Source organism: Pseudoprimorskyibacter insulae, assembly GCF_900302505.1.
In the GTDB taxonomy this organism is placed as follows: domain Bacteria; phylum Pseudomonadota; class Alphaproteobacteria; order Rhodobacterales; family Rhodobacteraceae; genus Pseudoprimorskyibacter; species Pseudoprimorskyibacter insulae.
The window spans coordinates 66,343-83,281 of sequence record NZ_OMOJ01000011.1; the positions used below are offsets into that span (position 1 = coordinate 66,343).

Consider the following 16,939-nt stretch of genomic DNA (forward strand, 5'->3'; position numbering starts at 1 on the left):
AAGGGCCGGTCGCAGGCAATTCACCATTATTGAGGGAGGACGCTCATGGCTGTCACACGCCGCAAGCAAGGGATGTATGGGTATGTCGAACTGACGAACCCGCCGGTCAACGCAATCAACCGCGACATGCGTCAGGGTTTGCTTGATGCGGTCAAGTGGGCCGAGGACGAAGGGCTAGAGCGGGTGATCCTGTCGGGTGCGGGGCGTGCTTTTGCCGCTGGGGCCGATGCCAAGGAATTCGACGGCCCGCCACTAGAGCCGCATCTGCCCGACGTGCTGAACGCGATTGAAACCAGCCATGTGCATTGGGTTGCCGCCATTCACGGCCCGGCGTTGGGCGGCGGGGCCGAGATTGTCTTGGCTTGCCGGTATCGCGTGGCCCATCCCAAGGCATTGATTGGCTTTCCAGAGGTGACGCTTGGCGTTGTGCCGGGCGCAGGCGGCACGCAGCGCCTGCCGCGTCTGGTCGGGATGGAGCAGGCCTTGGCCCTGATCCCCACGGGCAAGCCGGTGTCGGGCGTCGCGGCCAAGCAGATCGGCCTGGTCCATGAGGTGGATGAAGACCCGGTTGCCTTTGCCGAGATGACAAATTCGGAATGGCTGGGCATGGCCGTGCCGGTGGGCGAATTGAACACGGGCGAGGCCGCGCCAGAGCTGTTCGCAGCGGCCCGCGCCACGGCTGACCAAAAGATGCGCGGGCAGATCGCGCCGCAGCGGGCGATTGACCTGCTGGAACTGTCGATGACCGCCGATCTGGCCGCAGGGATGGCCGAAGAACGCGCCGCTTTCCTTGAACTGCGTACCCAAGATCAGGCCCGCGCCTTGCGCCATGCCTTCTTTGCCGAACGCGGGGCGAAAGCGCCCGATTGGCTGACCGCCACGCCCAAAGATGTGGCGTCTGTCGCCGTTGTTGGCGGCGGCACCATGGGGGCTGCGATTGCCTATGCGATGCTGAATGCGGGCCTTTCGGTTGTCTTGCTGGAAACCGATGCCGATGGCGTCGCGCGGGCGCGGGACAATGTTGAAAAGATCGTCGCGGCCAGCCTGAAACGTGGTCTGATTTCCGAAGAGGGCGCAGCAGACCGCCGCGCGCGCCTGACCCTTAGCCACGATTACAGCGATGCGGGTCAGGTCGATCTGGCGATTGAGGCGGCGTTCGAATCCATGGACGTCAAAAAGCAGATCTTTGCCAAGCTAGAGGCCGCCGTGCAGGCCGGTGCGGTTCTGGCCACCAACACCAGTTATCTCGATGTGAACGAGATCGCCTCGGCCCTGCAAGCGCCGTCGCGGTTGGTCGGTCTGCATTTCTTTGCGCCCGCCCATATCATGAAGCTGTTGGAGATTGTTCGGGGGGATGCCACCTCGGATGAGGCGCTGGCCACGGGTTTTGCCCTTGCCAAGACCCTGCGCAAGATCCCGGTGCTGGCTGGTGTCTGTGACGGGTTCATCGGCAACCGCATTCTGGCCCGCTATCGCGAAGCGGCGGATACGGTGTTCATGGATGGGTCAACCCCGTGGGAGGTTGATGAGGCGATGGTCGAATTCGGCTATGCCATGGGCCCCTATGAGGCGCAGGATCTGTCCGGGTTGGACATTGCCCATGCCAACCGTCGCCGTCAGGATGCCACACGCGACCCGAACCGCCGGTATATCCCGATTGCTGACCGTATGGTCGAACTGGGCAAACTGGGCCGCAAAACGGGCGCGGGCTGGTATCGGTATCCGGGTGGCAACGGCAAGGTCGAAGATCCCATCGTTGCCGATCTGGCCATCGAAGAGGCGCATTTCGCCAAGATCACTCGCACGGATTATTCCGCCGATCAAATCCGCCACCGGTTGCTATTGGCGATGATCAATGAAGCGGCCGCGATTTTGGGTGAAGGCATTGCCCAGTCGGCGGCAGATATCGATCTGGTCACCATGTCGGGCTATGGCTTTCCGCGTTGGCGCGGCGGGTTGATGCATTACGCCGATACGCTTGGGGCGAAGGAGGTTCTGGCGGGGCTGGAGGCGCTGTGCGCCGAAGACCCGCTGGTATGGGCACCGTCGCAGGTTGTCAAAGACTGTGCCGCCAAGGATATTCGGTTTGCCGATTGGACGCCCGCCTGAGATCAGGCGCGCCAGCCCTGAAGAGACATGGCCAGAAGGGTGAGCGGGGTTGCTGCGGTCCGGGGGGCTTGCCCTTCGGGCCGGAAGAACAGGCCGACCATCCGAAAGCAGGGTAGGTGAAACGCGTGGGCGTAGGTCATGGCACTCATGGTGATGCCTCTTGGTCGTGATAAGCGCGGGGGCGCTCTGCCGCGCATCATAGGGGGTGCTTAAAAAATCACCAGTTGCAAACGGTTATGGCAGATATGCAATTTCTGCATGTCAATGGGCGGCCTTGCGCAACCGTCTTGATAGCCAGTCCACAGTGGCGGTCAGAAGTGCCGTAGCTGCCAACAGAACCAAGGCCCGGTCGATGCGCAACTCGGCCATGGCGCTGTCGATGTAAAAGCCCAGAGTGGCCACGCCCAACAGACCCATGACAGCGGTTTCGCGCAGGATGATTTCCCAGCGATACAGCAGCAGCGCCCAGAACGGCCCTGACAGGCGCGGCAGCAGGTCCCAGCCCCAATGCGTCATACCGCGCGGCGCGTCTTGGCGCAGGGTCGGGGCCAGATCGGTGGCATCCCGCGCCATCAGATGTGCGATGATCCCGCCATTGTGCAACGCAAGCGCCAGAATAGCCGGGAGCATGGACGGCCCCAGCGCCTGAAGGAACAGATAGGCCAGCATGTATTCGGGCAAGCTGCGCATCACGATCAGCAGGGCTTGCCCGGCGCGGTGGCCCCATGTCCCCGTCACCCGCCGCACCGCCAGCCCAAAGCTGGACAAGGCCACCGCGGCCGTTGCGGCAAGGGCGATTTGCGTGACGATCAAGGTGGCCAGGATGCCGGGCCAAGCCTCATGCGCCAGAAGCGACCACAGCCAAGCGCCCAGATCGCCGCCATTGCGCAGGGGGGCGGGGACAATGTCTTGGGTCAGGAAGCGCCAGAAGGCCCCTTGCCCCATCGGCGGGCTGGACAGGCTCAGCAGCAAGGCCGCCGCAGCGATGGCCCAAATCAGCACCAGACGCGGCCGCATCCACCAACGCATGGAGGCAATTAGGGCGATGTAGCAAATCAAAATGGCCGAGGCCGCGCCGTAGGCCCCCAGTTTGAAAAAGCTATCGAGTTGAAAGCCCAGCGTCGGCAGCCCGATAAACCCCAGCACCGCGCTGGACCTCAGCCCGCATTCCATCCGGTAGAGCGTATAGGACCATAGCGCGGGCCATGTGCTTGGCACCGCCACCCAGCAGAGTCGCACAAGGCCCGGCAGGTTTGGCGGCAGCCCGTCATAGGCGGCGCGGGGCAGGGTTTCGAACCGTTCGGCAAACACCTTGGCGAAGATCCCGGCATAGGGCAGCGCCAGCGCCAGAACGCCGGTCAAGGCGCTAAGGCCAAGCCCCTGCATCAAAAACAATGCCCAGAACAGCTCATGGACTGACCGGATGGCGATGCAAAAGGCCCGCACGGGGGCAAGGCGGTAGAACGGGGCCATGATCGCCCCGGCCAGCGCCCCAAGCCCAACACCCGCCACGGCAAAGGCCACGGTCAGGGCCAAGGCGCGGCCAAGATCTTCGATCCGGGTGAAATCTGGGCGCAAGGCACCGCTGGCCATCCGGCCAAGCTCGGCCCAGGGGGAATGGTGGCCCAGCCCCAAGTCGGCGAATGGCAGCGCAATCGCCGCCGATAGAAGAACCCAAAGCGCGACGGGAAGCCTAGGCATAAAGCGCATCCAGCGCGGATTGTGGCAGATCATCGGGGGCGGCGTCGAACTGGATCTTTCCGCTGCGAATGCCAATCAGGCGGGTCGCGTATTGCCGCGCCAAGCCCAGATCGTGCAGAGCAACCATGCCTGTTTCAAACCGGTCCGCCAATAGGTTCATGATCCGTGCGGCGCGGGATTCATCGACGGCTGACACCGGCTCATCCGCGATCAGAACATCACCGCCACGATAGAGCGCCCGCGCTATTGCGGTGCGCTGGCGTTGCCCGCCCGATAGGCTATCCACCCGGCGCGGGGCGTAGTTTGTCAAATCGACGGGCGACAGCGCTTCAAGAATGGCCGCACGGTCGGCGCCACGCGTCCAGATCAAATCGCTTAAATTGCGAACCCCGCCGTGGTCATCCAGACGCCCCATGGCGACGTTTTTGGTGACGGTCAAAGGGTCCACCAAGCCCAGATCCTGCGGGATCAGGGCCACCCGCTGCGCATCGGCGATCTGGCGATACGCCTCACGCAGCAGGGTGGATTTGCCGGCCCCGCTGGGGCCAAGAAGCGCGGCGCGTTCCCCTTTGTAGAGGGTCAGGGTTACATCGGTCAGGACTGCGCCCTGACCGTAGCCCAATTGCGCCTGCTTCAGCTGCAGGATCATTCCAGCAGGCCAAGCTCGGTCGCGACGTCCTCAATCGGCTGATAGTCGCTGTCCTGCGCGGGGATAAAGCCCGAGCGCGGGAAGCTGGCAAGAACATCGGCATCGGTCAGGCCGATCAGCGCGGCCTGCACCTTATCGGAAAAACCATCGCCAAAGCGGGCATCCACATCGCCGCGAATGGTCCAGTTGTAATCAGGGTAGGGCGGGGTTTTCCAGATCACCACGGCGTCATCTGCCTGCGGTGCGCCCTCGGCTTCGGCCTTGTCATAGACCGAATAGTTCAACGCGCCCACGTCCCATGCGCCCGAGGCGACAAGGCGCAGGGTTTGCGAATGGTCACCCGAGAAGCCGACCTTGGCGAACAGGTCTTCGGGCGATTTGCCGGTTTCCTGACGAATGTGGAATTCGGGCATCAACCGCCCCGAGGTCGAGGTTTTCGCCCCAAAGGTAAAGGTGCGGCCCTCGATGCCTTCCGGGAAGGTGTCGGACGGGGTCAGGCCAAGCGCTTTGTTGGCGATGAAATAGGTAACAAAGGTCTGATCTTCGACACCTTGCGCAATCGCCTTGGCACCGGGGCTTAGGCGGCGGGCTTGAACGCCGGTCAGACCGCCGAACCATGCCAGTTGCACCTGATCGTTGCGGAATGCGGTGACCGAAGCGGCGTAGCTTTTCACCGGGACGAACTGAACATCGACGCCAAGCGCGCCTTCCAGATAGTCGGCGACCTTTTCGAAACGCGCGATCAGGGCGGTTTCGTCCTCATCGGGGATGGCCGAGAAGTAAAGGGTTTCGGCGGTAAGGCTGCTGGCGGTCAGAAGCATCGCGGCGACGGCGGTAAGGGTTTTGCGCATCATGGGCCTGTGGTTTTGAAATTAGGTTGGAATTTGCCCGACCTATTGCCGCCGATGGTCCTTGTGTTCAACCCCCGGTGTGTTTCGCAACCGCCCTGCGCCAGCGGTCGGCATAGGATTGCAGCACCGATGTGTCCGGCGCGGGGATGCTGCGGGTGGCGACGCCGGATTGCGCCCCCAGACACAAAAGCGCCGCGCCGACGCTGGTGCCGGTGGAGGAGGCGGCGACCTCAACCCCGGCGGGGCGGATGGCGGCCAGCATCGACAGGTAATCGGCGTTGCGGGCAAAAGGCCCTTCGATCACCGTAGGGCCGGATGCGCCGGTCAAGCCCAGGCATGTGTCGGTCATCAGCGCCAGATACCACGACAGGGCGACCATCTCTTCGCCGGGGGTGCTTGGCGGGCGGCTCCAGGCATGGGCGTGGCCTGCAAAGGGGCCGGTGCCGGGCTCAACCGCTGGCATTAGCATCAGGTCATGGGCGCGGGTGCGGTCTTGGTCGGTGACGGTGATGTCGCGGCCTGCGCGGATCAGCTCAAATTCGCGCCCGCCCATGAAACGGGCCGTTGGCACCGGGTCGCCCAAGGCGTTGACGTTCACCAGCGTATCGCGGGCCGGGTCCAGCCGTGCCGCGCTGCCATTCATCGCCATCGCGATGACCCAAGTGCCTGTAGACACGACCGAAAACGCGCCGGACCGGCCCAATAGATGCGGGTAAAGCGAGGCGTTGGAATCGTGGATGCCGCAGACAACCGGCGTGTCGGGCGCAAGGCCCGTGGCTGTGGCAACGCTGGCCGTGATCGGCCCCAAAACGTCCGACGACCGGCGGGCCGGGGCCATCAGATCGCGGATCCCCAACCGGTCGACAAGCCCCGAGAATTGCCCGGTGTGCGGGTTCCACAGGTCGGTGTGGCAGCCAAGGCTGGTCACATCGGTCGCCGCCACCCCGGTCAGGCGATAGCCCCAGTATTGCGGGTAGGTCACGATGGTCTGGATGCGGCCGCGCAGGCCGGAATCTGCGTGCAACATCCAATGCAGTTGCGCCCCGACATTCAGCCCCATCGGCAACCTCGGCGAGCCTGTTTCCGCAAAGCTGGGGCGGATCGCATCATATTGGGCGGCAATCACGTCGGGGCCGGTGTGTTCGTAATCCAGCATGGGCAGGGCCTGCCCGTCATGGCCGATCAGGGTGGCCGATGCGCCATGGGTGGTGATGCTGATGGCATCGACGCCATGGTCGGCGTGAAAGGCGCGCAGCCCGTCCAGAAAAAAGGTCCAATGCCCCTCTAGTTCGAAATGCGGCCAAGGCGGGCTGGGGCGCACCCGATTGGGCCGGGTCAGAACCGCGACTTCCTCAAGCGTGGCGCCATCGACCAGCGCCAGCTTGGCGTTGGTCTTGCCCACATCTATGACGGCAATGCGCTTCATGGCAGGTGGAACAGTGTCTCAAGCGGGGTCGCGACGGGTTCATTGCCGGGATGGGTTTGCATGATGTCGGCCATATGCGCCCACCATTTCTGCATCACCGGATGGCTTGGCAGATCCTCCATCCCGTGGCCGTCACTGCGCCATAGCACGCCGAACAAGATGTTGGTTTCCGCATCCAGATGGATCGAATAGTCGGTCACGCCCGCGTCTTTCAGCAAGGTCACAAGCTCGGGCCAGATCTCGTCATGGCGTCGTTTGTATTCGTCGCGCATGCCGGGGTTCAGCACCATTTTGAACGCGTATTTCTGCATCATCCTCTCCATTTCTGCCACAGGCGGGGCAGGGCGATGACCCCGATCAGCAACGCGCCGATGAAGATCGACATCACGATCCCCGGCACGTTCAGCAGGCCCAGCCCAAAGGTCACCAGCCCCATGACAAAGGCTGCAATCACCACGCCGGGAATGGTGCCAGACCCGCCAAGGATGTTGACCCCGCCAAGCACGACCATCGTGACCACCTCAAGCTCCATCCCGAGGCCGATCGAAGGCCGCGTCGATCCAAGCCGCGACGTCAGGCAAACGGCAGCGACGCCGCTCATTAGCCCGGTCAGCAGGAACAGGATGGATTTGACCCGGTTCACCCGAATGCCGGAAAACAGCGCGCCGGTTGCATTGTTGCCGATGGCATAGACCGCGCGGCCAAAGTTGGTCTTGTGCAGGATCACACCGTAGATCACCGCCAGAATGGCAAACAACACGAATTCAAAGCTGATGACCCAGAACACATAGCCTTGGCCGAAATAGGCAAAACTGGTCGGATAGCCGCGATAGGCCTGATCGCCAAGGATGATGTAGCTGATGCCCCGGAACAGGCTCATGGTGCCGATGGTCACCACGATCGACGGCAGGCCCATACCGCAGACCAGCACGGCATTGAACGCCCCGCAAGCCAGCCCAACGCTCAGCCCAACCAGAACCAAGGTCAGGGTCGAGGCATCGACCTGCGCCGCAGCGCCCATCGCGGTGGAGGCCAGCGCAATGATCGAGGCAACGGAAAGATCAATTTCCCCCGCCACGATCAGCAGCGCCATCGCAAAGGCAATCATCGCCTTCTCGGTAAAGTTGAAGGTCGCGTCGCTCAGATTCCAGGCGTTCAGGAAATAGGGCGAGGCCAGCGAATTGGCGATGAAGATGCCAATCGCCACCGCCAACAACAGCGTTTCCCAGCTTTTCAGCCGCTGCTGCAATGGGCTTTGCAGCCGGTCGGGGATGAAACGGTCGGTGCTGCTCATGATGCGTGCTCTGCTTTTTTCAGAATGATGCGGCCCTTGGTGCGTCCGGCGCGGGTGTTCACCGCAATGGCAATGATGATCGCGCTGCCAGAGATGGCCATTTGCCAAAAGGGGCTGACGTTGATGACCGGAAGCGCGTTTTTGATGACGCCCAGAAACAGCGCCCCCAGAACCGCCCCGCCGACCGATCCGATCCCGCCCGAGATGGCGATGCCGCCAATCACGCAGGCCGCGACCACATCCAGCTCAAACCCCAGCGCGATATCGACATAGGCCACCGCATAGCGCGACACCCACAGATAGCCTGTCAGCCCGGCCAGCGCGCCGGAAAACACGAACGCCCAGAACTGCGACTTGCCGACATTGATTCCGGTGTAGACAGCGGCATGGGGGTTGCCGCCCACGGCATAAAAGGCACGGCCCAAGGTGGTGCGGGTCATCAGCACAAAGAAGATCACAACCATCAAAATCGCGAGCCATGACAGCATCGGCAGGCCAAGCGCCTCGGCGCGTGGGAAGGCTTTGAATGCGTCGCTCATTTCATGGCTGTTCACCCATTTTCCGTCTGAAATCAGAAAGATGATGCCGCGATAGATGGTCATCGTGCCAAGGGTCACAACGATGGGCGGGATGTCCAGCTTCCAGACCAGAATGCCGTTGAACGCCCCAAGCAACGCGCCCAAGGCAATGGCTACGAACACGATCACCGCCACAGGCACGCCCGGCGCGGCCACATTGATCATCGCGCAGACCATGCCGGTCAGGGCCAGATTGGCCGCGACGCTCAGATCGATGCATTTGGTCAAAATCACGATCATCTGACCAATCGCCAGAATGATCAGCGGCGAGGTGTCATTGAACACATCCGCCAGATTGCCCGGCGCAACAAAGCCCGGAAACCGCGTCGCGATCAGCCCCAGCATGACGACGATGGCCGCGCTCAGGATCAATTCGCGGGATGACAGTAGTTGTTTCATTCAGGCCTCCGCGATACCGGCGGCATGCCGGACCAAGGTTTCAGGCGTCAAATCATCGCCCTCCAGTTCCGCCGCAATGCGCCCTTCGCGCATCACGATCACCCGGTCAGACATGCCCAGAACTTCGGGGATCTCTGAGCTGACCATGATCACCGCCAATCCTTGTGCGGCCAATTCGGCCATAAAGTCATGCACGGCGGCCTTGGACCCGATGTCGATGCCCTTGGTCGGCTCATCCAGAATGATCACCTTGGGCTGCGTGGCCAGCCATTTTGCGATGACCACCTTTTGCTGATTGCCGCCCGACAGATTGCCAACCGGCGTATCAAGCGATGCTGCCCGCAGATCCAGCCGCTGGGTGAATTCGCGTGCAAGGGCAAATTCCTCGGCCAGACGGATAAACCCATTACGAGACGTTCGCGCCAATGACGGCAGGGTGACGTTCTGGAAAATCGGCATGGGCCGGATCGCGCCCTGCTGGCCCCGATCCTCAGGCACATAGACAATCCCGGCATTGACCGCCTCGGCGGGCGACCGGATCACGCGGATCTTGCCGTCGATCTTGGTCACGCCCTTGGACGGCTTGGTAATGCCGAACAGCGCCTGCATAAATTCGGACCGGCCCGCGCCAACCAGCCCGTAAAAGCCCAAAATCTCGCCCTTGTTCAGGGTAAAGTTGATGTCCTCAAACTCGGTCGGGTGATCGTATCCAGTGACCTGCAAGACGGTCTCGCCAATCTGCGGGGCGCGTTTGGGAAAGATCTGATCCACGGACCGGCCAACCATCATCTTGACCAGATCGCCTTCGGTGATCTCATCAATGCGCCCCTCGGCGACGAACTGGCCATCGCGGAACACGGTATAACGGTCGGCAATCCGAAAGATCTCATCGAACTTATGGCTGATGAACAAGATCGCCTTGCCTTGCGCTTTCAGCTGCTCGACCAGATCATAAAGCTCATGGATTTCCTTATGCGACAGCGCCGCCGTCGGCTCGTCCATAATCACCACACGGGCGTCAATCGACAGCGCGCGCGAAATGGCCACCAGATGCTTGGACGCAATGCCAAGATCGCGCAGCCGTGCATCGGGATCAATCTCGGCCCCAATCCCGCGCAAAATCTCTGCCGCCATATGGCGCTGCGCTGAGGTGTCGATCAACCCAAACCGTGATTTGGGCGCATGACCCAGAAAGATATTTTCGGCCACGCTCAGATCATCAAACAGAACCGTTTCCTGATGAATGGCGGTAATTCCATGATCGGCCGCATCCTGCGCCGCCCGAAACCGCACTGGCGTACCATCGACCGTAATCGCCCCGCCATCGGGCTGGTAAATCCCGGTCAGGATCTTGACCAAGGTCGATTTGCCAGCGCCATTTTCACCCACAAGCGCGGTCACCTGGCCCGGATACAGCGCCAGCTCCACCTCGTTCAGGGCTTTGACGCCGGGAAAAGTCTTGGTAATCCGGTCAAGCCGCAAAACCGGCGCCACCGGCGATGGGGGTGTCAAACTCTCAGGCGTCACGCCAAATTCCTTGTAATTTCTGACTGAGTATTTTCTGACTGAAAATATCCCGGGGGGTCTGGGGGGCAGCGCCCCCCAGCCGGTCGGATCGCGCCTGCGATCCGAAACGTCAGGCCAAAGCCTCAGAAGATCGACTTGAACTGTTCGATGTTCGAGCTGTCATAGACAAACGGATCTGCCATTGCGCCCGAGTTGGTATCGTCCAGTGTAACCGATCCCATACGCCCCATCGGGATCGCGGCGCCCGGCTCGGCGGTTGCGGCTTCGGTTGCCAGCGCATGGGCAATCATTGCCGCCGAATAGCCCAGATCGATCGGGTTCCAGATGGCAAAGGACTTCGATGCGCCGCTGTCAATTGCGCCGGCCATTTCCGACGGCAGGCCAAGGCCGGTTACGTTGATCTGGCCAACCTTGCCGGCATCCGCCACGGCTTGGGCTGCGGCCACGATGCCAACGCTGGTGGGGGCGATGATGGCGTCCAGATCGGGATAGGATTGCATCAGGCCCTGCGCTTCGCGATAGGATTTGTCGGCCAGATCGTCGCCATAGACCGTGGTCACCACTTCGATACCCGGATAGTCGCCCATCACCTTGTTCATCTCATCGATCCAGATGTTCTGATTGGTGGCGGTGGCCGAGGCCGACAGAACCGCGACTTGGCCGCCATCGGGCAGGTGGTCGGCGGCCAGCTTGATAATCATATTGCCGATCAAGGCGTTCGACGACGGGTTCAGGTGCATCTGGCGACCTTCAGGCGCCACGCCCGAGTCCCAGGAGATTACGGTGATGCCGCGCTGCATGGCCTTTTTCAGCGCCGGAACCAGCGCGTCAGGGTCGTTGGCCGAAATCGCGATGGCGTCAACGCCCTGCGCGATCAGGCTGTTGATCACCTCGATCTGGCCTTCGGCGGTGGTGTCGGTCGGGCCGGTGTAGATGATCTCGACATCGCCAAGCTCGGCCGCGGCCTCTTCGGCCCCTTTGGCGGCCGCCTCAAAGAATCCGATCCCAAGCGCCTTGACCACCAGCGCGATGCGCATGTCTTCGGCCTGAGCTGTGCTTGCCATCATAGTTGCGGCGACAGCCACACTCGATAGGATTTTCTTCATCACACTCATGTTTTCCTCCCAGAAGTGTACGATCGGCGGATGCTAAGAGGCCGCCCCCTCTGCTTTCACGGCCTCGACAGGGGCCACGATCAGCTTGACATCTGCGGCCTCAAGCAAGGCCGCGGTCTTGTCCGAAATCCCCTCATCGGTGATCACGGTGTCGATCCGGTTCAGCGGGCAAAGCACAAGGCTGCTGCGCTGTTCGAATTTGGAACTGTCCACCAGGACAATCAGTTCATCCGCTTGGCCGATCAGCTTTTGTTCGGCCTGGATCAGCAGCGGGTCCGCCTCCATCAGCCCCAGCGGGCCGATGCCTTGCGCGCCCATGAACATGCGGCGGGCATAGAAATTGCGGGTCACATCATTTTCGAAGGGGGACAGAACGATGTTCTGTTCGCGGTAAATCACCCCGCCCGACAACATGATGGTGTTCTTTGAGTTCTTCAGCAGATGTTCTGCAATCGGGAACGAGTTGGTAAACACCTGCATCCGGCGCGTCGCCAGCGGGTGGACCATCTGAAAGGTGGTCGTGCCGCCGTTGATGATGATCGGTTCGCCGTCGTTGCAAAGTTCCACAGCGGCAAGCGCGATTGCTTGTTTTTGCTTGATATTGATCGTTTCGTTGATCGCGAAGGGACGACCCGCCAGTCCGACGAATTGCGGCGGCGAGATCGCCTCGGCCCCGCCGCGCACGCGGCGCAGCTTCTTCTGCATGTGAAGGGTCGCGATATCGCGGCGAATGGTGGCTTCGGATGCTCCGGTCAAGCCGCACAGGTCGATGACGGTCACGACCGGGCGGTCCTGAACGGCAGATAGAATAACCCTGTGGCGTTCTTTTTCGTGCATTGAGTCCTCCCTCTGAATGGGATGTTGCGAGATTCTGCGGCGTTTTGTCAATCATAAAATGTCACAAACGATCATGCTGCGCCTGCATACTGTTGAAAATGATCGTTTGTGATTGACAAGTTTGTCGTGTGCCCTCAGTGTGGGCGCAACTGTTTATTACCGCGCTTTTTCGCGTTGAGGGAGGACATCATGACGAATTCTGGTGCAGCCACGCGCCTTGCGAACGGCTGGGATGACGCCAAAGCCGCTGGCATGAGCGAATCTGAAAAGCTGCTTTATCGCTCAAACCTGCTTGGTTCTGACAAGCGGATTACCAATTATGGCGGCGGCAACACCTCGGCCAAGGTGCAGGAACGCGACCCGCTGACCGGCGAGACGGTCGAAGTGCTGTGGGTCAAGGGTTCGGGCGGGGATGTCGGATCGATCAAGATGGACGGCTTTGCCACGCTTTACATGGACAAACTGCGGGCACTTAAGGGCCTGTATCGTGGTGTGGAGTTCGAAGATGAAATGGTCGGCTATCTGCCCCATTGCACCTGGAACCTGAACCCGCGCGCCGCCTCAATCGACACGCCGCTGCATGCCTATGTGCCCAAGGCACATGTGGATCACATGCACCCCGATGCAATCATCGCCATCGCCGCCTCCAAGAATTCGCGGGAACTGACCCAGGAAATTTTCGGCGATGCCATCGGTTGGCTGCCTTGGAAAAAGCCGGGGTATGAGCTGGGCCTGTGGCTAGAGAAATTCTGTCAGGACAATCCTGATGCCAAGGGCGTGGTGCTGGAATCGCATGGCCTGTTTACTTGGGCCGATGACGCCAAGGACTGCTATGAACTGACGCTGGAGATCATCCAGAAGGCCATGGATTGGTTCGAGGCGAAAACTGCAGGTGTTCCGGCCTTCGGCGGGGCGATTCATAAGTCGCTGGATGCGGATGCCCGCCGCGCGGTTGCGGCGAAACTGATGCCCGCGATCCGGGGCATGGTTTCGGGCAAACAGCACATGGTTGGTCATTTCGACGACCAACCCGCCGTTCTGGAATTCGTGAATGCCAAGGATATGCAGCCGCTGGCCGCGCTGGGAACGTCCTGCCCGGACCATTTCCTGCGCACCAAAATCCGGCCCTTGGTGGTTGCCTTCGATCCGGTCAAAAACAACATCGACGAGGTGTTGGAAGGCCTGCCCGCGCAGGTCGCGGCCTACCGCGACGACTACACCGCCTATTACGACCGCTGCAAATACGACAATTCGCCTGCGCTACGCGATCCCAATGCGGTGGTCTATCTGGTGCCGGGCGTGGGGATGATCACCTTTGCCAAGGATAAGGCGACGGCGCGAATCTCGGGCGAGTTTTATGTCAACGCGATCAACGTGATGCGCGGATCGTCTGCCGTGTCCGAATATTGCGGTCTGCCGGAACAAGAGGCGTTTGACATCGAATATTGGCTTCTGGAAGAGGCGAAACTCCAGCGTATGCCCAAGCCGAAATCGCTGGCCGGGCGCGTGGCGCTGATCACCGGCGGGGCAGGGGGCATTGGGGCGGCCACGGCGCATCGCTATCTGTCTGAGGGCGCTTGCGTCATGCTGGCCGATATCAACGCCGACGCCTTGGAGGAGGTTCGCACAGGCTTTGCGGGCCAGTTCGGCAAGGACGTTGTGCGCGCGGTTGACATGAACGTGACCGATGAGGACGCGGTCGCGGCGGCCTATGCCTATGCCTCGGTCGAATTTGGAGGTGTCGATATCGTGGTGTCCAACGCGGGCATCGCCTCCTCCGCGCCGGTCGAACAGACCACGCTGGCGCTTTGGAACAAGAACATGGACATCCTTAGCACCGGATATTTCCTTGTCAGCCGCGAAGCCTTCAAAGTGCTGCGACAGCAGGGGATCGGCGGATCGGTCGTGTTTGTCGCCTCCAAGAACGGTCTGGCCGCATCGCCCAATGCTTCGGCCTATTGCACGGCCAAGGCGTCGGAAATCCATCTGGCACGCTGCCTTGCGCTGGAAGGCGCAGAGGCGGGCATTCGGGTCAACGTGGTCAACCCCGACGCGGTGCTGCGCGGATCGAAGATCTGGGAAGGCGAATGGCTGGAACAGCGGGCCGGAACCTACGGCACCGACAAAGAGGGGCTAGAGGAGATGTACCGCAACCGGTCCATGCTAAAACGGTCCGTCCTGCCCGAAGACATCGCGGAAGCCGCGTATTTTCTGGCCTCGGATGCTTCGTCGAAATCGACTGGCAATATCATCAACGTCGATGCTGGCAATGTTCAGGCATTCACGCGGTAAGGTGGCAGTATGAAAACGGTTATTGAGTCCGAAAACGCCCGGCGCGTTGCCGATCTGACCCGCGATTATGAGGCTTTGGGCGAACAGCTTGACCGCCGCGGGATCGACATTGCCGCCATCAAGGACCGCGCCAAGGGGTTTGGCGTTGCGGTTCCGTCTTGGGGCACCGGCACGGGCGGCACGCGCTTTGCCCGCTTCCCCGGTGACGGCGAGCCGCGCAACATCTTTGACAAGCTCGACGATTGCGGGGTGATCCACGCGATGACGGCAGCCACGCCCAAGGTGTCGCTACACATCCCATGGGATAAGGCCGACCCGGCCGAGATGAAAGCCAAGGCCGAAGAACACGGGCTTGGGTTTGACGCGATGAATTCCAACACCTTTCAGGATCAGCCCGATCAGGCGCATTCCTATAAGTTTGGTTCGCTGTCGCACACCGATGCCGCCACCCGGCAGCAGGCGGTGGATCACAACATCGAATGCATTGAAATCGGTCAAACGCTTGGGTCCAACGCCTTGACGGTCTGGATCGGCGATGGCGCGAACTTTCCGGGCCAAACCCATATGGGCCAGCAGTTTGATCGTTACATGCAGTCGATGCAGGCGATTTATGCCGCCTTGCCCGAGGATTGGCAGATCTTCAGCGAACATAAGATCTATGAGCCGGCGTTCTATTCCACGGTCGTGCAGGACTGGGGCACCTCGCTCATGATCGCGCAGGAACTGGGCGAACGCGCGAAATGTCTGGTCGATCTTGGCCACCATGCGCCCAACGTGAACATCGAGATGATCGTGTCGCGCCTGATCCGTGCGGGCAAGCTGGGCGGGTTCCACTTCAACGATTCCAAATATGGCGACGATGATTTGGACAGCGGCACGATTGAGCCGTACCGCCTGTTCCTTGTCTGGAACGAGCTGGTGGATGCCGAAAGCCCCGACCTCAATCTGGCGCATATGATCGACCAGTCGCACAATGTGACCGATCCGATCGAAAGCCTGATGATCTCTGCCATCGAGATCCAGCGCGCCTATGTGCAGGCGTCCTTGGTGCAGCGGGATGTTCTGGCCGGTTATCAAGCCGAGAATGACGCGCTGATGGCCTCGGCCACGCTGCGCCGTGCCTTCCGCACGGATGTTGAGCCGATCCTTCAAATGGCCCGCCTTGAGGTCGGCGCCGCCATTGACCCGGTCATGACCTACCGCGCCTCAGGATACCGGGCCAACGTCGGCCAAATCCGCCCCAAAGTCAGCGGCGCAGGCGGCGGTATCGTGTGATTGATCCGGCGCTGGTGGGGGAACTTGCCAGCGCCGTTTTCTTCGGTGATCGGGTGCAAAAGCTGCAAAGCACTGGCCCGCCCTCGGTGGGGACGCCGCGCGCTCCGAAGACGTTGATACGCAAGCGCACTGCTTTTTAGGGTCAGCGCTCTACAATAAAGAACTTCGATAGCGGATGCCGTTTCATGTCGGCATTCATTTCGGCTGTGTTGAACCTTCTCAAGCAGGTAAAGACCCAAGGCACAAAGACCCGAAACATCAAGAACACCCCAGTCGCAAATAGGACAAGAGGCGGAAACTGCTTGCTTTGAACGATTTGAAACCGCGCCATTAGGATCGTTGCCGCAGATGCAACGGCCAGCAAGCCACCGATTTTGCAGTTCCAGAAAAATTCGCTCTGAGTCACTTCCGCCTCATATCGTAAGGAACGTCACAAAAGTCACGGCTTCCCAATACGTAGCGCTGACTACATCAAACGGTGATGGAGGCGAGTACCGGAATATCGCTCCCAATTTTAAATCGTTTAATTCCAAATGCTTGTAGGTATTATATCCTCCTGTTTATTCGCAGGGTATCCTCCCGACAGCCCCTCCAAGTACAGAAGTGACGATGCACCCTGCGAGATTTTGGGGAAAATTTCTGAGCGGCTTATACGTATCTCTTTCCAAGTCGCTTCCCCCGTCCCGGGTGGTGTGCATAACTGTTTTTATTCGTACATAGGCCGCCTCAACATGCTTCGTAAACTACCCATCATACTCCTAGGGTCAGGACTCATAGCCAATAGATGACCAGCGCGGCGAGTGCGATTGCGGAGAGGAAGACCTTGGGGCATCTGTCGTATCGTGTGGCCACACGTCGCCAATCCTTCAGCCTGCCAAACATGATC

At 60.7% G+C, this 16,939-nt stretch carries 15 protein-coding genes and 1 pseudogene; 3 read left to right on the forward strand and 13 right to left on the reverse strand.

Annotated elements, in window-relative coordinates; translation table 11 throughout:
* The first annotated feature begins 45 nt into the window (after window positions 1-45).
* Window positions 46-2,109 carry a 3-hydroxyacyl-CoA dehydrogenase NAD-binding domain-containing protein gene (locus PRI8871_RS17040; protein WP_108887400.1) on the forward strand — a complete coding sequence of 688 codons (2,064 nt, stop codon included), beginning with the start codon at window positions 46-48 and terminating at the stop codon, window positions 2,107-2,109.
* Between the two features lie 2 nt (window positions 2,110-2,111).
* Here PRI8871_RS17040 and PRI8871_RS19710 read toward each other — a convergent pair whose 3' ends face one another.
* The 11 genes from PRI8871_RS19710 to PRI8871_RS17090 all read right to left on the reverse strand — a co-directional run bounded on the left by PRI8871_RS19710 (window position 2,112) and on the right by PRI8871_RS17090 (window position 12,486).
* Window positions 2,112-2,258 carry a hypothetical protein gene (locus PRI8871_RS19710; RefSeq protein ID WP_181389507.1) on the reverse strand — a complete coding sequence of 49 codons (147 nt, stop codon included), beginning with the start codon at window positions 2,256-2,258 and terminating at the stop codon, window positions 2,112-2,114.
* Between the two features lie 112 nt (window positions 2,259-2,370).
* Entirely contained in the window at window positions 2,371-3,810 is a 1,440-nt protein-coding gene (locus PRI8871_RS17045; RefSeq protein ID WP_245897928.1) for a PhnE/PtxC family ABC transporter permease, read from the reverse strand.
* On the reverse strand, window positions 3,803-4,459 hold the full coding sequence (locus PRI8871_RS17050) for an ATP-binding cassette domain-containing protein (RefSeq protein WP_108887402.1): 657 nt from the start codon (window positions 4,457-4,459) through the stop codon (window positions 3,803-3,805). Before PRI8871_RS17050 ends, PRI8871_RS17045 begins: the two co-directional genes overlap by 8 nt.
* On the reverse strand, window positions 4,456-5,313 hold the full coding sequence (locus tag PRI8871_RS17055; RefSeq protein WP_108887403.1) for a putative selenate ABC transporter substrate-binding protein: 858 nt from the start codon (window positions 5,311-5,313) through the stop codon (window positions 4,456-4,458). Before PRI8871_RS17055 ends, PRI8871_RS17050 begins: the two co-directional genes overlap by 4 nt.
* Before the next feature lie 64 nt (window positions 5,314-5,377).
* Complete coding sequence (locus PRI8871_RS17060) at window positions 5,378-6,736, reverse strand: FGGY-family carbohydrate kinase (protein ID WP_108887404.1); 1,359 nt, start codon at window positions 6,734-6,736, stop codon at window positions 5,378-5,380.
* Entirely contained in the window at window positions 6,733-7,047 is a 315-nt protein-coding gene (gene rhaM / locus PRI8871_RS17065) for an L-rhamnose mutarotase (RefSeq protein ID WP_181389508.1), read from the reverse strand. The genes PRI8871_RS17060 and rhaM overlap by 4 nt, the downstream gene beginning before the upstream one ends.
* Window positions 7,047-8,030, reverse strand: a complete 984-nt coding sequence (locus PRI8871_RS17070) for an ABC transporter permease (RefSeq protein WP_108887406.1) — start codon at window positions 8,028-8,030, stop codon at window positions 7,047-7,049. The genes rhaM and PRI8871_RS17070 overlap by 1 nt, the downstream gene beginning before the upstream one ends.
* The gene (locus PRI8871_RS17075; protein WP_108887407.1) at window positions 8,027-9,007 is read right to left on the reverse strand and encodes an ABC transporter permease; all 981 of its coding nucleotides are present in this window, start codon (window positions 9,005-9,007) and stop codon (window positions 8,027-8,029) included. The genes PRI8871_RS17070 and PRI8871_RS17075 overlap by 4 nt, the downstream gene beginning before the upstream one ends.
* A complete protein-coding gene (locus PRI8871_RS17080) occupies window positions 9,008-10,501 on the reverse strand; it encodes a sugar ABC transporter ATP-binding protein (RefSeq protein ID WP_245897929.1) in 1,494 nt (497 codons plus the stop codon). It lies immediately after the preceding gene.
* A gap of 155 nt (window positions 10,502-10,656) precedes the next feature.
* Window positions 10,657-11,649, reverse strand: coding sequence for a rhamnose ABC transporter substrate-binding protein (gene rhaS, locus PRI8871_RS17085; protein ID WP_108887409.1), 993 nt, complete (start codon window positions 11,647-11,649; stop codon window positions 10,657-10,659).
* A 33-nt stretch (window positions 11,650-11,682) separates the two neighbouring features.
* The gene (locus PRI8871_RS17090) at window positions 11,683-12,486 is read right to left on the reverse strand and encodes a DeoR/GlpR family DNA-binding transcription regulator (RefSeq protein ID WP_108887410.1); all 804 of its coding nucleotides are present in this window, start codon (window positions 12,484-12,486) and stop codon (window positions 11,683-11,685) included.
* A 189-nt stretch (window positions 12,487-12,675) separates the two neighbouring features.
* Here PRI8871_RS17090 and PRI8871_RS17095 point away from each other — a divergent pair, with 189 nt between their 5' ends.
* Together PRI8871_RS17095 and rhaI are read left to right on the forward strand one after the other, a co-directional pair.
* Entirely contained in the window at window positions 12,676-14,778 is a 2,103-nt protein-coding gene (locus PRI8871_RS17095) for a bifunctional rhamnulose-1-phosphate aldolase/short-chain dehydrogenase (protein WP_108887411.1), read from the forward strand.
* A 9-nt stretch (window positions 14,779-14,787) separates the two neighbouring features.
* On the forward strand, window positions 14,788-16,053 hold the full coding sequence (gene rhaI, locus PRI8871_RS17100) for an L-rhamnose catabolism isomerase (RefSeq protein ID WP_108887412.1): 1,266 nt from the start codon (window positions 14,788-14,790) through the stop codon (window positions 16,051-16,053).
* A gap of 142 nt (window positions 16,054-16,195) precedes the next feature.
* Here the strand turns inward: rhaI and PRI8871_RS17105 are convergent, their stop codons facing one another.
* Together PRI8871_RS17105 and PRI8871_RS17110 are read right to left on the reverse strand one after the other, a co-directional pair.
* Window positions 16,196-16,459: a hypothetical protein gene (locus PRI8871_RS17105; RefSeq protein ID WP_108887413.1), complete on the reverse strand. Its 264-nt coding sequence runs from the start codon at window positions 16,457-16,459 to the stop codon at window positions 16,196-16,198.
* A gap of 365 nt (window positions 16,460-16,824) precedes the next feature.
* Window positions 16,825-16,939, reverse strand: a pseudogene (locus PRI8871_RS17110) (IS5/IS1182 family transposase); the annotation flags it as partial.